Origin of the sequence: Streptomyces luteolus (assembly GCF_029968015.1) — a bacterium.
Taxonomy (GTDB): Bacteria; Actinomycetota; Actinomycetes; order Streptomycetales; family Streptomycetaceae; genus Streptomyces; species Streptomyces luteolus.
The window spans coordinates 126,949-144,683 of sequence record NZ_JASCIS010000001.1; the positions used below are offsets into that span (position 1 = coordinate 126,949).

14 protein-coding genes and 1 riboswitch are annotated in these 17,735 nt (G+C 70.6%); of the genes, 8 read left to right on the forward strand and 6 right to left on the reverse strand.

Features of this window, described 5'->3' with window-relative positions:
* Nucleotides 1–229: 229 nt before the first annotated feature.
* The 4 genes from QIT00_RS00570 to def all read left to right on the forward strand — a co-directional run bounded on the left by QIT00_RS00570 (nucleotide 230) and on the right by def (nucleotide 4,937).
* On the forward strand, nucleotides 230–1,618 hold the full coding sequence (locus QIT00_RS00570) for an HD-GYP domain-containing protein (RefSeq protein ID WP_282532996.1): 1,389 nt from the start codon (nucleotides 230–232) through the stop codon (nucleotides 1,616–1,618).
* Nucleotides 1,615–2,901, forward strand: a complete 1,287-nt coding sequence (locus tag QIT00_RS00575; protein WP_282532997.1) for an HD-GYP domain-containing protein — start codon at nucleotides 1,615–1,617, stop codon at nucleotides 2,899–2,901. Before QIT00_RS00570 ends, QIT00_RS00575 begins: the two co-directional genes overlap by 4 nt.
* Nucleotides 2,902–3,220: 319 nt before the next feature.
* Complete coding sequence (locus QIT00_RS00580; protein WP_282532998.1) at nucleotides 3,221–4,201, forward strand: tetratricopeptide repeat protein; 981 nt, start codon at nucleotides 3,221–3,223, stop codon at nucleotides 4,199–4,201.
* A 76-nt stretch (nucleotides 4,202–4,277) separates the two neighbouring features.
* Nucleotides 4,278–4,937: a peptide deformylase gene (gene def / locus QIT00_RS00585; RefSeq protein WP_282532999.1), complete on the forward strand. Its 660-nt coding sequence runs from the start codon at nucleotides 4,278–4,280 to the stop codon at nucleotides 4,935–4,937.
* A gap of 57 nt (nucleotides 4,938–4,994) precedes the next feature.
* Here def and QIT00_RS00590 read toward each other — a convergent pair whose 3' ends face one another.
* The 5 genes from QIT00_RS00590 to QIT00_RS00610 all read right to left on the reverse strand — a co-directional run bounded on the left by QIT00_RS00590 (nucleotide 4,995) and on the right by QIT00_RS00610 (nucleotide 11,598).
* Complete coding sequence (locus QIT00_RS00590; RefSeq protein WP_282533000.1) at nucleotides 4,995–6,014, reverse strand: ribonucleotide-diphosphate reductase subunit beta; 1,020 nt, start codon at nucleotides 6,012–6,014, stop codon at nucleotides 4,995–4,997.
* Nucleotides 6,014–8,386 (reverse strand): ribonucleoside-diphosphate reductase subunit alpha, encoded by a 2,373-nt coding sequence (locus QIT00_RS00595; protein WP_282533001.1) that lies wholly within the window; start codon nucleotides 8,384–8,386, stop codon nucleotides 6,014–6,016. The genes QIT00_RS00590 and QIT00_RS00595 overlap by 1 nt, the downstream gene beginning before the upstream one ends.
* A gap of 135 nt (nucleotides 8,387–8,521) precedes the next feature.
* A riboswitch (cobalamin riboswitch) is annotated at nucleotides 8,522–8,651 on the reverse strand.
* A gap of 158 nt (nucleotides 8,652–8,809) precedes the next feature.
* Nucleotides 8,810–10,420, reverse strand: a complete 1,611-nt coding sequence (gene mctP / locus QIT00_RS00600) for a monocarboxylate uptake permease MctP (RefSeq protein WP_282533002.1) — start codon at nucleotides 10,418–10,420, stop codon at nucleotides 8,810–8,812.
* Nucleotides 10,417–10,674, reverse strand: a complete 258-nt coding sequence (locus tag QIT00_RS00605) for a DUF3311 domain-containing protein (RefSeq protein ID WP_282533003.1) — start codon at nucleotides 10,672–10,674, stop codon at nucleotides 10,417–10,419. The genes mctP and QIT00_RS00605 overlap by 4 nt, the downstream gene beginning before the upstream one ends.
* Before the next feature lie 147 nt (nucleotides 10,675–10,821).
* Nucleotides 10,822–11,598, reverse strand: coding sequence for a GntR family transcriptional regulator (locus QIT00_RS00610; protein ID WP_282533004.1), 777 nt, complete (start codon nucleotides 11,596–11,598; stop codon nucleotides 10,822–10,824).
* 349 nt (nucleotides 11,599–11,947) lie between these two features.
* Here QIT00_RS00610 and QIT00_RS00615 point away from each other — a divergent pair, with 349 nt between their 5' ends.
* From QIT00_RS00615 to QIT00_RS00630, 4 genes are all read left to right on the forward strand, one after another.
* A complete protein-coding gene (locus QIT00_RS00615) occupies nucleotides 11,948–13,216 on the forward strand; it encodes an extracellular solute-binding protein (RefSeq protein ID WP_282533005.1) in 1,269 nt (422 codons plus the stop codon).
* 94 nt (nucleotides 13,217–13,310) lie between these two features.
* Nucleotides 13,311–14,300: a carbohydrate ABC transporter permease gene (locus tag QIT00_RS00620; RefSeq protein ID WP_282533006.1), complete on the forward strand. Its 990-nt coding sequence runs from the start codon at nucleotides 13,311–13,313 to the stop codon at nucleotides 14,298–14,300.
* A complete protein-coding gene (locus tag QIT00_RS00625; protein WP_282533007.1) occupies nucleotides 14,297–15,133 on the forward strand; it encodes a carbohydrate ABC transporter permease in 837 nt (278 codons plus the stop codon). Before QIT00_RS00620 ends, QIT00_RS00625 begins: the two co-directional genes overlap by 4 nt.
* An 8-nt stretch (nucleotides 15,134–15,141) precedes the next feature.
* Complete coding sequence (locus QIT00_RS00630; protein ID WP_282533008.1) at nucleotides 15,142–16,626, forward strand: glycoside hydrolase family 3 protein; 1,485 nt, start codon at nucleotides 15,142–15,144, stop codon at nucleotides 16,624–16,626.
* A gap of 296 nt (nucleotides 16,627–16,922) precedes the next feature.
* Here the strand turns inward: QIT00_RS00630 and nagB are convergent, their stop codons facing one another.
* Nucleotides 16,923–17,705 (reverse strand): glucosamine-6-phosphate deaminase, encoded by a 783-nt coding sequence (nagB, locus tag QIT00_RS00635; protein ID WP_282533009.1) that lies wholly within the window; start codon nucleotides 17,703–17,705, stop codon nucleotides 16,923–16,925.
* Nucleotides 17,706–17,735: the final 30 nt, after the last annotated feature.

Sequence of the window (17,735 nt, forward strand, 5' to 3'; positions counted from 1 at the left end):
AGCGGCGTGCCTTCGGGCTACCGTCCAGGAATCCTGAACTCCGTTTCTGTGACGGAGAGTTGAGGCTCTGCGGGGCGCATCGCGATCCCGTGTGCGGCCCCGTCACCCGATGGTGCGAATCCGCAGTCGCATAAGCCGCGGAATCACCCGATCCTCTCTCGCCGCCCACGCAGCCGTCCTATTCTCCGGAATCTGAACGGCACGGCGGTCGCAGGGGGAGGAGAGCGGGATGCGGTCTGTTCCCCTCTGGGCCGTCGTCTACATCGGCCTGACCGCGGTCGGCGCCGCCCTCTGCGCGGCGCCCGCCCTCGACCCTTCCGCCCGCACCCCGTGGAGCGCGGTCGCCCTGCTCGCCGTGCTGTACGCCGGGTGCGAGCAGATCACCCGCCTCCGGCGCGTCGGGCAACGGGCGCCACGCGGCATGGCCGGCTTCTTCCCCGTGCTGCTCGCCGGGGTGTTCCTGGTGCCGCCCGCCGCGGCCGCCCTCGTCGCCGTGCCCGGCGCCGCCCTCGCCCGGGTCGAGCTCCGCCCCGCGCCGCTCCGCCGGATCTGGCGCCCCGCGCGGTACGCCCTCGCCTGCTGGGCCGCCGCCACCGTCCATGTCGCCCTCGGCGGGCGGGAGTTGCTCGCCGCGGGCAGGCCCGCCGCGCCCGACTTCCCCCTCGCGCTCGCGCCCGCCGCTGCCGCCGCGCTCGTCTTCGCCCTCGTCGTGGCGGCGCTCGACGGCGGCATCCTGGCGACGGCCGAGCGGGTCCCGGTGCGCTCCGCCTGGCGCGGGCTCTTCCCGCGCTCCCTCGCGCCCGTCCTCGTGCACGGCTTCGCGGGCCTGATGATGGCGGTGCTCTGGCGCAGCCCGTACGGACCTCCGGCGGCGCTGCTCGTGCTGCTGCCGATGTACATCTCCTGGTGGGTGCTCGCGCAGTACCACCGCGAGCGGTCCGCCCATCAGGCCACGATCCGGGCCCTGGTGCAGGCCGTCGACATCAAGGACGAGTACACCCGCGGGCACAGCGAGCGCGTCGGTGAGGCCTCCGTCCTGATCGCGCGCGAACTCGGCATGGAGGACGAGCGCGTCGAGGTCCTGCGGTTCGCCGGAATCCTGCACGACGTCGGCAAGCTCGGCGTTCCCACCCGGCTGCTGCGCAAGGACGGCCCGCTCACCCCGGAGGAGCGGCGCGTCATCGAACTGCACCCCGAGTACGGGCACGAGATGGTGCGCGGCATCGGCTTCCTCGGCGAGGCCCGCTCGGCGATCCTGCACCATCACGAACGGCTCGACGGCAGCGGCTACCCGTACGGCCTGACGGGACGTCAAATCCCGGAGTTTGCCCGGGTGGTGGCCGTCGCCGACGCCTTCGACGCCATGACCTCGACCCGGTCCTACCGGCGCGGGCGGCCCGTCGCCGACGCGCTCACCGAACTGAAGCGGTGCGCGGGGCGGCAGTTCGACCCGCAGATGGTCCGCGCCCTCGTGCGCGCCCTCGACCGGCACGGCTGGCGCCCCGCCGTCACCTCCGACGAACCCGAGCCGCAGCGGACGGCGGCCGCGGTTGGCGCCGCGCACGTGCCGGGGCCGCGCGGCAGCCGTGCTCCCCTCGCCGGGGACCGCCCGCGATGACCCGCAAGGCGGCCGTACGACAGATCCGTGTCCCCCTCATGGTGCGGGCCGCGCACGCCGCGGCCGGGCTGCTCGCGGTGACCGCGCTCGCCCACGTCCTGTGGTCGGGGCTCGAGCAGCGCGGGGTCGCCCTCGCCTTCGGGGCGCTGGTCGTCGTCGGCGAGCTGGCCCGCAAGGGGGGTACCGCGCGGGAGGGCGCCGCCGAGGAGCGCGAGCCCGCACCGCTCGGCGCCGCCGGGGCGCTCGCGTACGCCCTGCTCGGCGAGAACGCCGGGCACCCCACGCACCACGGCGTGCTGCAGGTGGTCGCCGTGACCGTCGCCGCGCTCCTCGTCGGGTCCGTGCCGCACCTCGCGCGCGGCCGGGCGCCCACGCCCGACCACCTGGCGCGCCGCGTCCTGACCGTCGCCTTCGCCGCCGTCCTCTTCCAACCCCTCTACAACTCCGGCCAGTTGGCCGAGCTGATCGGACACGGCCCGGTCTACGCGCTGTGGCTGGTCGCGCTCGTCGCGCTCACCGGGCTGTGCGACGCCGTGCTCGCCGCCGCGCTCGTCCGCGCCCGCACCCGCTGGCCGTACGGGCCGCTGCTCCGCGACGAGCTGCGGGCCAAGCGCGGCATCGGCTCGGCGGTGGGGGCGAGCGGCGCGGTGATGGCGCTCGCGGTGGCCGTCGCCGGGCTGTGGGCGCTGCCGCTGTTCAGCCTGCCGCTGCTGCTCACCCAGCTCTCCTTCAGCCGGTACGCGGCCGTGCGTACGACCTATCGGCAGACCATCACGTCCCTGGCGCGGGCCACCGAGATCGCCGGGTACACCCCGCAGGGCCACGCCCGCCGCGTCGCCGCCCTGAGCCGCGCCGTCGGCCGTGACCTCGGTCTCTCCGGGTTCGACCTGGTCGTACTCGAGTACGCGGCCCTGATGCACGACATCGGGCAGCTCTCCCTGGTCGACCCGGTGCGGGACGGCGCCACGGCCGCGCTGCCCGCCGTGGAGCAGCGCCGGATCGCTCTGCTCGGCGGGGCCGTGGTGCGCCAGACCGGGGTGCCCTCCGACGTCGCGGTGGTGGTCGAGCGGCAGGCCGATCCGTACCGTGACCAACCCCTCACGGCGCGGATCGTGCGGGCCGCGAACGCATACGACGAGATGGCGCGGGGAGAAGGCCCGGGAGGGCCGCTCGCCGCCCTGGAGCGACTGCGCCTCGCCACCGGCCGCGACTACCAGCCGGAGGTCGTCGAGTCCCTGGCCAGAGTGCTCTCCCGGGGCGGTCTGGCCCCGGCCGGCGGATGAGCGCCACGGGCCGCGCGAAGGGCGGGGCGGGGGCCCGGATGGCGGGCGGGACGAAGGGCCGGGCGAAGGGCGGGGCGAGGGGCCGGGCGAAGGGCGGGGCGAGGGGCCGGGCGAAGGGCGGGGCGAGGGGCCGGACGAAGGCGTCCGGAACGCGTCGTGGATCGGCGGTCCCGGGCAGGGATTCCCCGGTCCTGCCTGGGTAACCCATGGGTAATGAGCGGGCGTCCGACCGGGCATGGTTGGATGCGAAGTGCAGGGTGTCCGGGGGCAAAGGCCCGATGCTGCACTGAGAGTGGAACGACCTGGGCAGGCGGGAATCGTGAGGATCTTCGGCAAGGGACGGCACCGGCCCTCCGCCTCCTGGCGGCAGGCCACCGACCGGGCGTTCACGCTCATCGGAGACGGCCGGTACGAGGACGCGGGGGCGCTCCTGACCCGCGCGGCCGACCTCGAACCGTGGCTGTCCGAGTCCTGGTTCAACCTCGCCCTGCTGCACAAGTTCCGGCACGACTGGGAGCAGGCGCGCGCCGCGGGCCTGCGGGCCGTCGCCCTGCTCGACCGCGAAGCGGGCGCCCCGGACTGGTGGAACGTCGGCATCGCCGCGACCGCCCTCCAGGACTGGCCGCTGGCCCGCCGCGCCTGGCAGGCGTACGGACTCAAGGTCCCCGGCGGAGCCGTCGGCGGTGAGCCGCCGCTGGGCATGGAGCTCGGCAGCGCGGCCGTGCGGCTCTCCCCGGAGGGCGAGGCCGAGGTGGTCTGGGGTCGGCGGCTCGACCCGGCCCGGATCGAGGTGCTGTCCATCCCGCTGCCGTCGTCCGGCCGCCGCTGGGGCGAGGTCGTGCTGCACGACGGCGTCCCGCACGGCGAGCGGACCACGGGCGCGGGCCCCTCGTACCCGGTCTTCGACGAGATCGAGCTGTGGGCCCCGTCACCCGTGCCGACCTGGGTGGTGCTGCTCGAAGCGGCGGGCGAGGCCGACCGGGACGCCCTGGAGCGGCTCGCGGCGGACGCCGGTTTCGCCGCCGAGGACTGGTCGTCCTCGGTGCGGCTGCTCTGCCGGATGTGCTCGGAGTCCCGGATGCCCAGCGACGAGGGCGACGGCGAGCACCTCGACCCGCACGACCACAGCGAGCCCGGCCACCCCGGACCGCTCGGACACCGCAGCCCCGGCGCCCTGTGGGTCCCGGAGCGGGAGTGCGGCATCGCGGCGCCCGCGGGCCTGGTGCGCGGGCTGCTCGACGGCTGGGTGGCGGACAGCCCGGACACCCGTGACTGGCGGGACCTGGAAGAAGTCTGCTGACCCGAGGCAGGGCCCTGACCCGTCCCCGTAGGCTGTACTTCCACACTTGGCATGTTGAGGAAGGCGTACGTCGGACATGGCGCAGCAGGACACCGATCAGCAGACGGCGGCGAAGGCGGGCGTGCTCCCCGTCGACGACGAGGGCTTCGTCATCGACACGGAGAACGCCGAGGAGCGCGAGGCCGCCTACCGCGAGCGCGGTACGTCCCGGCCGGTCACCGTCGTGGGCAACCCGGTCCTGCACAAGGAGTGCAAGGACGTCACGGAGTTCGGTGACGAGCTCGCGCGGCTCGTGGACGACATGTTCGCCAGCCAGCGCACCGCCGAGGGCGTCGGCCTCGCCGCGAACCAGATCGGCGTCGACAAGAAGGTCTTCGTCTACGACTGCCCCGACGACGACGGCAAGCGGCACGTCGGCGTGGTCTGCAACCCCGTACTGCAGGACCTGCCCGCCGAGCAGCGCCGCCTCGACGACGGCAACGAGGGCTGCCTCTCGGTGCCGACCGCGTACGCCGAGCTCGCCCGGCCCGACTACGCGGTGGTGACCGGCCAGGACGAGAAGGGCAACCCGATCACCGTGCGCGGCACCGGCTTCTTCGCCCGCTGCCTGCAGCACGAGACGGACCACCTGTACGGCTACCTCTACATCGACCGCCTCTCCAAGCGCGACCGCAAGGACGCCCTGCGGCAGATGGCGGAGGGCACGCCGCGCTACGAGGTCGTGCCCAACGACTGAGCGCCGCAAGCGAGTTCAGGGGTCGGTCCGTCGAGTGGGCCGACCCCTGAAACGTACTCAGAACTCGTCGTCGAAGGAGACCGAGCCCTCCACCGCGACCTGATACGCGGACGGCCTGCGCTCGAAGAAGTTGGTCAGCTCCTGGACGCCCTGCAGCTCCATGAAGGAGAACGGGTTCTCGGAGCCGTAGACCGGGGCGAAGCCGAGGCGGGTCAGGCGCTGGTCGGCGACGCACTCCAGGTACTGCCGCATCGACTCGGTGTTCATGCCCGGCAGACCCTCGCCGCACAGGTCACGCCCGAACTGCAGCTCGGCCTCGACGGCCTCGCGCAGCATGTCGGTGAACTGCTCCCGCAGCTTGTCGTCGAAGAGCTCGGGCTCCTCCTTGCGGACCGTGTCGACGACCTCGAAGGCGAAGTTCATGTGCATCGTCTCGTCCCGGAACACCCAGTTGGTGCCGGTGGCCAGGCCGTGCAGCAGGCCGCGGGAGCGGAACCAGTACACGTACGCGAAAGCGCCGTAGAAGAACAGGCCCTCGATGCAGGCGGCGAAGCAGATCAGGTTGAGCAGGAAGCGGCGGCGGTCGGTCTGCGTCTCCAGGCGGTCGATCTGCTCGACCGAGTCCATCCACTTGAAGCAGAACTCGGCCTTCTCGCGGATCGACGGGATGTTCTCCACCGCGGCGAAGGCGGCGGCGCGGTCCTCCGGGTCGGGCAGATAGGTGTCGAGCAGCGTCAGATAGAACTGGACGTGCACGGCCTCCTCGAAGAGCTGACGGCTCAAGTAGAGCCGCGCCTCGGGGGAGTTGATGTGCTTGTAGAGGGTGAGGACGAGGTTGTTCGCGACGATCGAGTCACCCGTCGCGAAGAACGCGACCAGACGGCCGATCATGTGCTGCTCGCCGGGCGAGAGCTTGGCGAGGTCGGTGACGTCCGAGTGGAGGTCGACCTCCTCGACGGTCCAGGTGTTCTTGATGGCGTCCCGGTAGCGCTCGTAGAAGTCCGGGTAGCGCATGGGGCGGAGAGTCAGCTCGAAGCCTGGGTCGAGCAGGTTCTTTTCTGCAGCAGGAGTGTTCATTACTGGCAGGCCTCGCAGGACTCGGGGTTTTCCAGGGAGCAGGCGACGGCGTCTTCCGGGGCCGCCTGCACGGGGACGGTGGGTGCGCTCGAACCGGCCGCGCGGGCGATCCGGGTCGCGGGACGGGACCGCAGGTAGTACGTGGTCTTCAGACCCGACTTCCAGGCGTACGCGTACATCGACGAGAGCTTGCCGATGGTCGGCGTCTCCAGGAACAGGTTCAGGGACTGCGCCTGGTCCAGGAACGGGGTGCGGGCGGCGGCCATGTCGATGAGGCCGCGCTGCGGGATCTCCCAGGCCGTGCGGTACAGCGCCCGCACCTCCTCGGGCACCCAGCCGAAGCCCTGCACCGAGCCGTTGGACTCGCGCAGCGCCTCCCGGGTCTGCGCGTCCCAGACGCCGAGCCGCTTGAGCTCCTCCACCAGGTAGGCGTTGACCTGGAGGAACTCACCGCTGAGCGTCTCGCGCTTGAACAGGTTGGAGACCTGCGGCTCGATGCACTCGTACACACCGGCGATGGACGCGATGGTCGCGGTCGGCGCGATGGCGAGGAGCAGCGAGTTGCGCATGCCGGTGGTGGCGATCCGCGCGCGCAGGGCGTCCCAGCGCTCCGGCCAGTTCAGCTCGACGCCGTAGTGATCCGGGTGCAGCACACCGCGCGCGGTACGGGTCTTCTCCCAGGCGGGCAACGGGCCGTTGCGCTCGGCGAGTTCGGCGGAGGCCTCGTACGCGGCGAGCATGACGCGCTCGGCGATCTTCGTGGACAGGGCCCGGGCCTCGGCCGAGTCGAAGGGCAGCCGCAGCTTGAAGAACACGTCCTGCAGACCCATCGCGCCCAGGCCCACCGGGCGCCACTTGGCGTTGGAGCGGCCGGCCTGCTCAGTCGGGTAGAAGTTGATGTCGACGACGCGGTCGAGGAAGGTGACGGCGGTACGAACCGTCTCGTCCAGCCGGTCCCAGTCGATGGAACCCTCGCTCACGAACGCGCCGAGGTTCACGGACCCCAGGTTGCAGACGGCCGTCTCCCCGTCGTCCGTGACCTCCAGGATCTCCGTGCACAGATTCGAGGAGTGCACGGTGTGGCCGGGCTCTGCGGTCTGGTTGGCGGTGCGGTTGGCGGCGTCCTTGAACGTCATCCAGCCGTTGCCGGTCTGGGCGAGGGTGCGCATCATCCGGCCGTACAACTCCCGCGCGGGGAGCGTCTTACGGGCCTTCCGCTCGGCCTCGGCCTTCCGGTACGCGGCGTCGAACTCCTCGCCCCACAGGTCGACCAGCTCGGGCACGTCGGCGGGGGAGAACAGAGACCAGTCGGCGTCGGCCGCGACCCGGCGCATGAACTCGTCCGGGATCCAGTGCGCGAGGTTGAGGTTGTGCGTGCGGCGGGCGTCCTCGCCGGTGTTGTCCCGCAGCTCAAGGAACTCCTCGATGTCGGAGTGCCAGGTCTCCAGGTACACCGCGGCCGCGCCCTTGCGCCGGCCGCCCTGGTTGACGGCGGCCACGGAGGCGTCGAGCGTCTTGAGGAACGGCACGATCCCGTTGGAGTGCCCGTTGGTCCCGCGGATCAGCGAACCCCGGCTGCGGATACGGGAGTACGAGAGGCCGATGCCGCCGGCGTGCTTGGAGAGGCGGGCGACCTGGTGGTAGCGGTCGTAGATGGAGTCCAGCTCGTCCAGCGGGGAGTCGAGCAGGTAGCAGGACGACATCTGCGGGTGCCGCGTACCGGAGTTGAAGAGCGTCGGCGAGGACGGCAGGTAGTCGAGGCGGCTCATCAGGCCGTAGAGCGCGGCGACTTCGCCGAGGGCGCGCTCGCTCTCGTCCTCGGCCAGGCCGGCGGCGACGCGGAGCAGGAAGTGCTGCGGGGTCTCGACGGCCTTGCGGGTGATCGGGTGGCGAAGGAGGTAGCGGCTGTGCAGGGTGCGCAGGCCGAAGTAGCCGAAGCGGTCGTCGGCGGCGGTGTCGATCAGGGCGTCGAGCCGGGCGGCGTGGCGGCGGACGAACGCGGCGGTGCGGTCCGCGATCAGGCCCTCGCGGTGGCCGACGGCGACGGACCCGGTGAAGCACGTGACACCCTGCGAGGCGGCCTCGTCGGCGATGGCGCGGGTGAGCAGCCGGGCGGCGAGCCGGGAGTAGGCCGGGTCCTCGGAGATGAGGCCCGCGGCGGCGTCCGTGGCGAGGTCGCGCAGCTCCGCCGCGTCCGAACCCGCGTGCCGGCCGCGCAGCGCGGCGGCGGCGACGCGGCCCGGGTCGGTGTCGGGCAGGTCGGCGGTCAGCTCGGTCAACGTACGCAGGAGCGCTGTTCCGGGGGCGTCTTCGACTGCCATGGCCTGTTCGGCCTGGACTGCTGAGACGGGATCGGCTGGCGCGATGGTCACGTGGGGGCACTCCCTCGCTCGGCTCGGGGCCTGCTGCGGGCGGGAGTGGGCGCACGGCACCGCGGGACGGCACACCGTGACGCGTCCACCGGCCCATTCCGCGAGGCCCGGACGACATGGGCACCCGGGCCGGGCGGCACGGGTGCGCCGTCGGCAGGTCCTCGGACTTGACGGGTACGCAAAAGCGCACCCATACACCGTTGCGGGACAGTTCCGGATTCGCACCGGATTCCCCTGCGGCGACAGCGAGGACGAGCATACATGTGGTGGGCGGCGCTCGCCGCTGCCCCCATATGTTGTGTCGTACGGGGGGACAGTGCGGGGCCGTACGGATACGACGACGGGCCGCCGGAGCGATCCGGCGGCCCGTCGTCGTACGGGAGTTAAGTGACTTCAGGCGGGACTTCAGGCGGGACCTCAGGCTCAGTGCGAGGAGCCCGCCGTGGCCGGCGGCAGGTCCGCCTTGACGCCCGGGTCGCCCGCGTCCGCCGTGTAGTCGCCCGGCTGGGTCTGGTCGACGCCGTCGGGCGCCTTGACGGCCCGCAGGACGAAGGTCAGGACCACGGTGACCGCGACGTTCAGGACGAACGCGGTGAGGCCGATGTAGCCGATCTCGCCGATGCCGGGGATCTCGGCGGAGGACCCACCGAAGTGCTTCTGCGTCGGCGAGGCGACCCCGTACGCGGCGGCCGTGCCGTAGACCATGCCGACCGCCCAGCCGCCGAGCAGCGCCCAGCGGTGGAACCAGCGGGTGAACAGGCCGCCGACGAGGGCCGGGAAGGTCTGCAGGATCCAGATGCCGCCGAGCAGCTGGAAGTTGATCGCGACCGTCTTGTCCATGCCGAGGACGAAGACCAGCGCGCCCACCTTCACCAGGAGCGACACCAGCTTGGAGACCTTGGTCTCCTGCGCCGGGGTGGCGTCCGGCCTGATGAAGTCCTTGTAGATGTTGCGGGTGAAGAGGTTCGCGGCGGCGATCGACATGATGGCGGCCGGGACCAGGGCGCCGATGCCGATCGCCGCGAAGGCGATGCCGGCGAACCAGTCCGGGAACATGTTCTCGAACAGCTGCGGGATGGCCAGCTGCCCGTTCTTCACCGTGACCCCGGCCGCGATCGCCATGAAGCCGAGGAGGGCGAGGAAGCCCAGCATCAGCGAGTACAGCGGCAGGATCGTGGTGTTGCGGCGGATCACGTCACGGCTGCGCGAGGACAGCGTCGCGGTGATCGAGTGCGGGTACATGAACAGCGCGAGCGCCGAGCCCACGGCCAGCGTGGCGTAACCCCAGTGCCCGGCGTCGTCCGGCACCAGACCGCCCTTGCCCTGCTCCGCGAACTTGTCGCTCGCCGAGGCGAAGATGTCGGCGAACCCGCCCAGCTTGATCGGGATGTAGATGATGGCCACGGCGATCACGATGTAGATCAGCGTGTCCTTGACGAACGCGATCAGCGCGGGGGCGCGCAGCCCCGACGAGTACGTGTACGCGGCGAGCACGCCGAACGCGATCAGCAGCGGCAGGTCCTTGATGAACCAGTTGGTGTCCTCGCCGCCGCCGACGCCCATCACGTCGAGCACGGCCTGGATGCCCACCAGCTGGAGCGCGATGTACGGCATCGTGGCGAGGATGCCCGTCACGGCGACCGCCAGCGACAGCCCCTTCGAGCCGAACCGCCCGCGCACGAAGTCCGAGGTCGTCACGTACCCGTGCTTGTGCGAGACCGACCAGAGGCGGGGCAGGAACGTGAAGATCAGCGGGTAGACCAGGATCGTGTACGGCACCGCGAAGAAGCCCGCCGCGCCCGCCGCGTAGATCGCCGCCGGGACGGCCACGAAGGTGTACGCGGTGTACAGGTCGCCGCCGAGCAGGAACCAGGTGACCCAGGTGCCGAACGAGCGGCCGCCGAGGCCCCATTCGTCGAGGCTGTTCTCGTTCTCGGCCTTGCGCCAGCGGGCCGCCATGAAGCCCATGGCGGTGACCAGGACGAAGAAGAAGATGAAGACGGCGAGTGCGACGCCGTTCACGCCGTCGTTCACTTGGCTCCGCCTTCCCGGCGGGCGCGCTGGTCACGCTGCCACAGCTGGTACGCGATCACCGTGAGCACGGTGGAGATGAGCACCCACGCCATCTGGTACCAGTAGAAGAACGGGATGCCGATGAAGGACGGATCGGTCTTCGCGTACGAACCGACCCACAGCATGGCGATGAACGGTGCGACGAGACAGAGGCCGATGATGATGCGCACCGGTGTCACTACCGGTGGTCTGTTCTCTTCTGAAGCTTGTGACATGCGGTGGCTCCGTCCCCCTCGCTGGTGACCTCGTGCGGTGCGCACGAAATCTAGGTGACGGTGTCAAGACAGCGGAAGACCTTGTCCGCATATCGGTCCCCAACCGCAATCTCACGGCCTGATGTGCGCGGATTCGCGCCCCGGTCGCTACTCCTGCGGGCGCTGCAGACGGGCCACGAACTTGTACCGGTCCCCGCGGTACACCGAGCGCACCCACTCCACCGGCTTGCCCGAGGCGTCGAGCGAGTGCCGCGACAGCATCAGCATCGGCAGGCCCACGTCGGTGCCGAGCAGCGCGGCCTCGGTCGGGGTGGCGAGCGAGGTCTCGATGGTCTCCTCGGCCTCGGCGAGGTGGACGCCGTAGACCTCGCCGAGCGCGGTGTAGAGCGAGGTGTACTTGACCAGCGAACGGCGCAGCGCGGGAAAGCGCTTGGCGGACAGATGCGTGGTCTCGATGGCCATCGGCTCGCCGTTCGCGAGGCGAAGGCGCTGGATGCGCAGGACGCGTCCGCCGGCCGTGATGTCGAGCAGCTCGGCGAGCCGGTCGTCCGCCGTGACGTACCCGATGTCAAGGAGCTGCGAGGCCGGTTCGAGACCCTGCGCCCTCATGTCCTCGGTGTACGAGGTGAGTTGGAGCGACTGGGAGACCTTCGGCTTCGCGACGAACGTGCCCTTGCCCTGGATCCGCTCCAGGCGCCCCTCGACGACGAGCTCCTGCAGCGCCTGGCGCACGGTGGTCCGCGACGTGTCGAACTCGGCGGCGAGCGTGCGCTCGGGCGGTACGGGCGTGCCGGGCGGCAGTGTCTCCGTCATGTCGAGCAAGTGCTTCTTGAGGCGGTAGTACTTGGGCACGCGCGCGGTGCGGGCCGGCCCCTGCGGCTCGGTCCCCGTCGCGCTCTGCGTGCTGCCCGCCTCGGTCGCCATCCCTCGCCCACCCGTCTCCCGGCCGCCACTTCTCCGAGACGCCTTCCGCGCGGCGCCCTGCTGCGGCTCCTGTGCTGCTGCCGTCACCGGCTCCTCCGTCTGTCGCGGCTCACATCGTGGCACGCCCCGGCCGCGACCGGTCGCTCTCCCTTGGCGACAGGGCGCAGGTGTCGGTCAGGTAACGGGATGTGGGACCCCTCTTATACACCCTTGACACCCCTAAAGGTCTAGGCCAAGCTCCCCGTACTGGTCTACACCATTAAAGACCAGGTCCCAGCCCCACGAACAGTGCACTGCCATATGTCACCGAAGTGGGTGGGGGGTTGCTGGCATCCCTGAGGAGGGTGACGTGAAGCGCAAGCTCATAGCCGCGATCGGTGCAGCGGGCATGTTGGTGTCTGTCGCTGCCTGCGGTTCGGACGACGGCAAGGGCTCGGGGGCGGACGGCTTCAAGGGCCAGACCCTGACCGTGTGGGCCATGGACGGCTCGACTCCGGACACCTGGACCAAGGATGTGACGGCGGCCTTCGAGAAGAAGACCGGCGCCAAGGTCGAGTTCGAGGTCCAGCAGTGGAACGGCATTCAGCAGCGGCTGACCACCGCACTCTCCGAGGAGAACCCGCCGGACGTCTTCGAGATCGGCAACACCCAGACCCCGGCGTACGCGCAGACCGGCGGCCTCGCCGAGCTGGAGGACCTGAAGAAGTCCATCGGCGCCGACTGGACCGAGACGCTCAACGAGGCGTCCGTCTTCGACGGCAAGCAGTACGCCGCCCCCTGGTTCGCCGCCAACCGCGTCGTCGTCTACAACAAGAAGGTCTTCAAGGAGGCCGGCGTCACCGGGATTCCGAAAACCCGCGCCGAACTCTTCGAGGCCTTCGACAAGATCAAGGCCAAGGGCAAGGCCGAGCCGGTCTACATGCCCGGCCAGAACTGGTACTTCTTCGACGGCCTCACCATCGGCACCGGCGCCGACCTCGTGAAGAAGGACGGCGACAAGTGGGTCTCCAACCTCGCGGACCCCAAGGTCGGCGAGGCCATGGAGATCTACAAGAAGTACGCCTCGTACTCCACCGCCCCCAAGGACAAGGACGAGGCCACGCCGCAGCAGGCCGAGGTCTTCGCCAAGGGCAAGACCGGCGCCTTCATCGGCATGGGCTGGGAGGCCGCCACCGCGATCAAGGCCAACCCGAAGATCGAGAAGGACATCGGCTACTTCACGATCCCCGGTGAGACCGCGGACAAGCCCGAGGGCGTCTTCCTCGGCGGCTCCAACCTCGCGATCGCCGCGGGCAGCGAGAAGCAGGAACTCGCCAAGGAATTCCTGAAGATCGCCCTCTCCGACAAGTTCGAGGGCCAGCTCTCCAAGGAACTCGGCGTCATCCCCAACAAGGAGTCGCTGCAGGAGAACCTGAAGGGCCAGCCCGCCGGCGAGGCCGCCGCGCCCGCCGTCGCCTCCGGCGGCACCACCCCGCTGATCCCCGAGTGGGCCGCCGTGGAGAACCCGCCGAACCCGATCAAGACGTACATGACCGCCGTCCTGAACGGTAAGTCGCACGCGGCCGCCGCCCAGCAGGTCGAGGGCGAGTTCAACAAGCGCCTGGCGCAGAAGCAGTGACCCGCGTGCCGGGGGCGGGAACCGGCCTCCCCGCCCCCGCCCCCGGCACGTAACTGCCGCACAGAGACGCATCCGTACGAAGGACATGGTGAGCATGACCGTGCAGACCGAACGCCAGGACTCCCGCCCGGCGGAGGTCCGGGGGGTGGACGGTGGGGGAGGGCGACCGCAGCGCCGAGCGGCCTCGCGGGCCCGCACCACCGCACTCGCGCCCTATCTGCTGCTGCTTCCCGCCCTCGCGGCGACCCTGCTGCTGCTCGGCTGGCCCCTGGTCAAGAACGGGCTCCTGTCGTTCCAGAACCTCAACATGAGGCAGCTGATCCAGCGGCTCACCGAGTGGAACGGCCTCGACAACTACGCCGAGGTGCTGAGCAGTTCGGACTTCTGGCGGGTCACCGTCAGATCCGTCCTGTTCACCGGCGCCAACGTCGTACTGATCATGATCCTCGGCACCCTCGTCGGCCTGCTGCTCGCGCGGCTCGGCAAGCGGATGCGGCTCACCCTGCTTATCGGGCTCGTCCTGGCCTGGGCGATGCCGCCGATCGCGGCCGTCACCGTCTACAAGTGGCTGTTCGCCCAGCGCTTCGGCGTCGTCAACTGGGTGCTCGACCAGCTCGGCTTCCACTCCATGGCCGACCACAACTGGCTCGCCACGCAGTTCTCCACCTTCGCCGTGGTCACCCTGCTCATCGTCTGGCAGTCCATCCCGTTCGTGGCGATCAACCTGTACGCGGCGACGACCACCATCCCCAAGGAGCTCTACGAGGCCGCCTCGCTCGACGGCGCCGGTGCCTGGAAGAGCTTCACCTCGGTCACCATGCCGTTCCTGCGGCCCTTCCTCTACGCGACCACGTTCCTGGAGATCATCTGGGTCTTCAAGGCCTTCACCCAGGTCTTCGCGATCAACGAGGGCGGCCCGAACCGGCTCACCGAGATCCTGCCCGTGTACGCGTACATCGAGGGCTTCGGCAACCAGCACTTCGGCATGGGCTCCGCGATCGCGCTGCTCACCATCGTGATCCTGCTCGCCCTGACCGCGTACTACCTTCGCATCGTGCTCAAGCAAGAGGAGGACGAGCTGTGAGCCGCCCCCGATCGACCCTCGGCCGTGTGTGGCCCAACGCCCTGGCCCTCGTCCTCCTCGTCGGGTTCGTCTTCCCCGTCTACTGGATGTTCGCCACGGCCTTCAAACCGACCGGCGACATCATCAGCGAGAACCCCGTCTGGTTCCCCGTCGACTTCACCTTCGAGCACTTCACCACCGCCGTCACCGCGGACAACTTCTGGACGCTGGTACGGAATTCGGTGACCGTCACGGTCCTCGCGGTGCTCTTCTCCCTGGTGATCGCTCTGCTCGCCTCGTTCGCGCTGGCCCGGATGCGGTTCAGGGGGCGCCGCGGCTTCATCGTCGGGTTCATGCTCGCGCAGATGGCGCCCTGGGAAGTCATGGTCATCGCGATCTACCTGATCGTGCGCGACGCCGACATGCTCAACAGCCTGATCCCGCTCACCGTCTTCTACATGATGATGGTGCTGCCCTTCACGCTGCTCACGCTGCGCGGCTTCGTCGGGGCGATACCCAAGGACCTGGAGGAGTCGGCCATGGTCGACGGCTGCAGCCGTCCGCAGGCCTTCGTCAAGGTGATCCTGCCGCTGCTCGCGCCCGGCCTGATGTCGACCTCCCTGTTCGGCTTCATCACCGCCTGGAACGAGTTCCCGATGGTGCTGATCCTCAACAAGCAGGCCGAGGCACAGACCCTGCCGCTGTGGATCTCCAAGTTCCAGACCGTCTTCGGCGACGACTGGGGCGCCACCATGGCCGCCTCCTCGCTCTTCGCCATCCCGATCCTGCTCCTCTTCCTCTTCCTGCAGCGCAAGGCCGTCAGCGGCCTCACCGCAGGCGCCGTGAAGGGATAACCCGCCGTATGACGACTTACGCCCGCCCCGCGGACACTCTGACCAGGGACGCCCTGGCCGTGCTCCAGCCCGGCTTCGCCGGCACCAGCGCACCGGACTGGCTGCTCCGCCGCATCGGCGAGGGCCTGCACTCGGTCGGACTGTTCGGCCGCAACATCGCCTCCCCCGAGCAACTCGCCGCGCTCACCGCCCAGTTGCGGGCCGAGCGGGACGACGTGCTGGTCGCCATCGACGAGGAAGGCGGCGACGTCACCCGCCTGGAGGTCCGCACCGGCTCCTCCTTCCCCGGCAACCACGCCCTCGGCGCCGTGGACGACCCGCGCCTGACCCGCGACGTCGCCGCCGAACTCGCCCGCCGCCTCGCCGCCTGCGGGGTCAACCTCAACTGGGCCCCGTCGGCCGACGTCAACTCCAACCCCGACAACCCGGTCATCGGCGTACGGTCCTTCGGCGCCGACCCGGCCCTCGTCGCCCGGCACACCGCCGCGTACGTCGAGGGCGTGCAGTCCGCCGCAGTCGCCGCCTGCACCAAGCACTTCCCCGGCCACGGCGACACGGCCGTCGACTCGCACCACTCCATGCCGCGCATCGACGCGTCCCTGGAGATGCTGCGCGCACGGGAGTTGGTCCCCTTCCGCGCCGCGATCGCCGCCGGCACCAAGGCCGTCATGAGCGCCCACATCCTGCTCCCGGCCCTCGACCCGGACCGCCCGGCGACGCTCTCCCGCCGCATCCTCACCGGACTGCTCCGCGAGGAACTCGACTTCGACGGCCTGATCGTCACCGACGGCATGGAGATGCAGGCCATCTCCGCCACGTACGGCATCGAACGCGGCAGCGTCCTCGCCGTCGCCGCGGGCGCCGACGCGATCTGCGTGGGCGGCGGCCTCGCCGACGAGGAGACCGTCCTGCGCCTGCGCGACGCCCTCGTCACGGCCGTACGCGACGGCGAACTCCCCGAGGACCGCCTCGCCGACGCCGCCGCCCGGGTGCGCGCCCTGGGGGAGTGGTCCGCGTCGGCCGTACGTGTGGAGAGCGGCGTCGGCCGCGACATCGGCCGGACCGCGGCCCGCCGCGCCCTCACGGTCACGGTCGACGGCGAGCACCCGCGGCTCACTTCACCCGCGTACGTGGCCGCGCTGACGCCGATGGCCAACATCGCCGTCGGCGACGAGACGCCCTGGGGTGTGGCCGCCGAACTCGCCCGCCTGCTCCCCGGCACGGAGACCGGCAGCTTCACGGCCGGGTCCGACCCGGCGGAGATCCTCGCCGCGTCCGGCGACCGCCGCATCGTGGCAGTGGTCCGCGACGCCCACCGCCACGCCTGGATGTCGGACACGGTGGACGCCCTCCTGACGGCCCGCCCCGACACGGTGGTCGTGGAGATGGGCGTCCCCCAGTCCCCACCCCGAGGCTCGATCCACATCGCGACCTACGGCGCGGCGAGGGTGTGCGGGGTGGCGGCGGCGGAGGCGCTGGTCAACGGGATCTGACTGCTCGCACGCATGAATCAGCCCCTCCGGAATCAGCCCCTCCGGCGCTTGAGATGGGGGTCCCCCCTGCTCGAGCGCAGCCGAGAGCTTGGGGGAGGGGGTCCGGGGGCGGAGCCCCCCGAAGCCGACGGCACCGCAATCAGCCCCTCCGGCGCTTGAGGAGCGGGGTCCGGGGGCGGAGCCCCCGAAGCCGACGGCAGTCTTTCGGGAAGGGGCGGGGAGGGGAAACAAAGGCGCCGGGCCCAAACGGACCCGGCGCCAAAAGTAGAGAAGGGGGGAACCCTGGAAGGGCCCCCTCAAATCCCCTGCCAGGACGGCTTGTTGTCGAACGCGTGCCGAAAGTAATCCGCAAGCTTCAACTTGGACGCAGCAGCCTCATCCACCACAACCGTCGCATGCGGATGCAACTGCAACGCAGACGCGGGCACCAGCGAGGCCACCGGCCCCTCCACGGTCTGCGCCACGGCCTCAGCCTTCCCCTCACCCGTCGCCAGCAGCACCAGATGACGAGCGTCCAGAATCGTCCCGATGCCCTGCGTGATGACGTGGTGCGGCACCTGCTCGATGTCGTTGTCGAAGAACCGCGCGTTGTCGATCCGGGTCTGCTCGATCAGCGTCTTGATCCGCGTACGCGAGGCGAGCGAGGAGCACGGCTCGTTGAACCCGATGTGCCCGTCCGTGCCGATCCCGAGGATCTGCAGGTCCACCCCACCGGCCTCGGCCAGCGCCTTGTCGTACGCCTCGCACGCGCCCTGCACGTCCTCGGCGCTGCCGTCCGGCCCCATGAACTGCTCGGCGGGCAGCCCGAGCGGCTCGACCACCTGGCGCAGCACCGTCGCACGGTACGACTCCGGGTGCCCGGCCGGCAGGCCCACGTACTCGTCGAGCTGGCAGATCCGCGCCCTGGAGGCGTCCAGGCCGCCGCGCACCTTGGCGATCAGCGCGTCGTAGATGGGCAGCGGGGTCGAGCCGGTGGCCACGCCGAGCAGCGCGTCGGGCTTGCGGGCCAGCAGGTCCGCGATGGCCCCCGCGATGAGCTCTCCGCCCGCCTTGGCGTCCTTGACGATGACAACTTCCACGCTGGGCCTGCCGATCTGAGGTAGTGGATG

Excerpts from the sequence above, each read along its gene's own strand:
- QIT00_RS00570 (WP_282532996.1), top strand. The coding sequence starts at position 230 with ATGCGGTCTGTTCCCCTCTGGGCCGTCGTCTACATCGGCCTGACCGCG.
- QIT00_RS00575 (WP_282532997.1), top strand. The coding sequence starts at position 1,615 with ATGACCCGCAAGGCGGCCGTACGACAGATCCGTGTCCCCCTCATGGTG.
- def (WP_282532999.1), top strand. The coding sequence starts at position 4,278 with ATGGCGCAGCAGGACACCGATCAGCAGACGGCGGCGAAGGCGGGCGTG.
- QIT00_RS00590 (WP_282533000.1), bottom strand. The coding sequence starts at position 6,014 with ATGAACACTCCTGCTGCAGAAAAGAACCTGCTCGACCCAGGCTTCGAG.
- QIT00_RS00605 (WP_282533003.1), bottom strand. The coding sequence starts at position 10,674 with ATGTCACAAGCTTCAGAAGAGAACAGACCACCGGTAGTGACACCGGTG.
- QIT00_RS00610 (WP_282533004.1), bottom strand. The coding sequence starts at position 11,598 with ATGGCGACCGAGGCGGGCAGCACGCAGAGCGCGACGGGGACCGAGCCG.
- QIT00_RS00620 (WP_282533006.1), top strand. The coding sequence starts at position 13,311 with ATGACCGTGCAGACCGAACGCCAGGACTCCCGCCCGGCGGAGGTCCGG.
- QIT00_RS00630 (WP_282533008.1), top strand. The coding sequence starts at position 15,142 with ATGACGACTTACGCCCGCCCCGCGGACACTCTGACCAGGGACGCCCTG.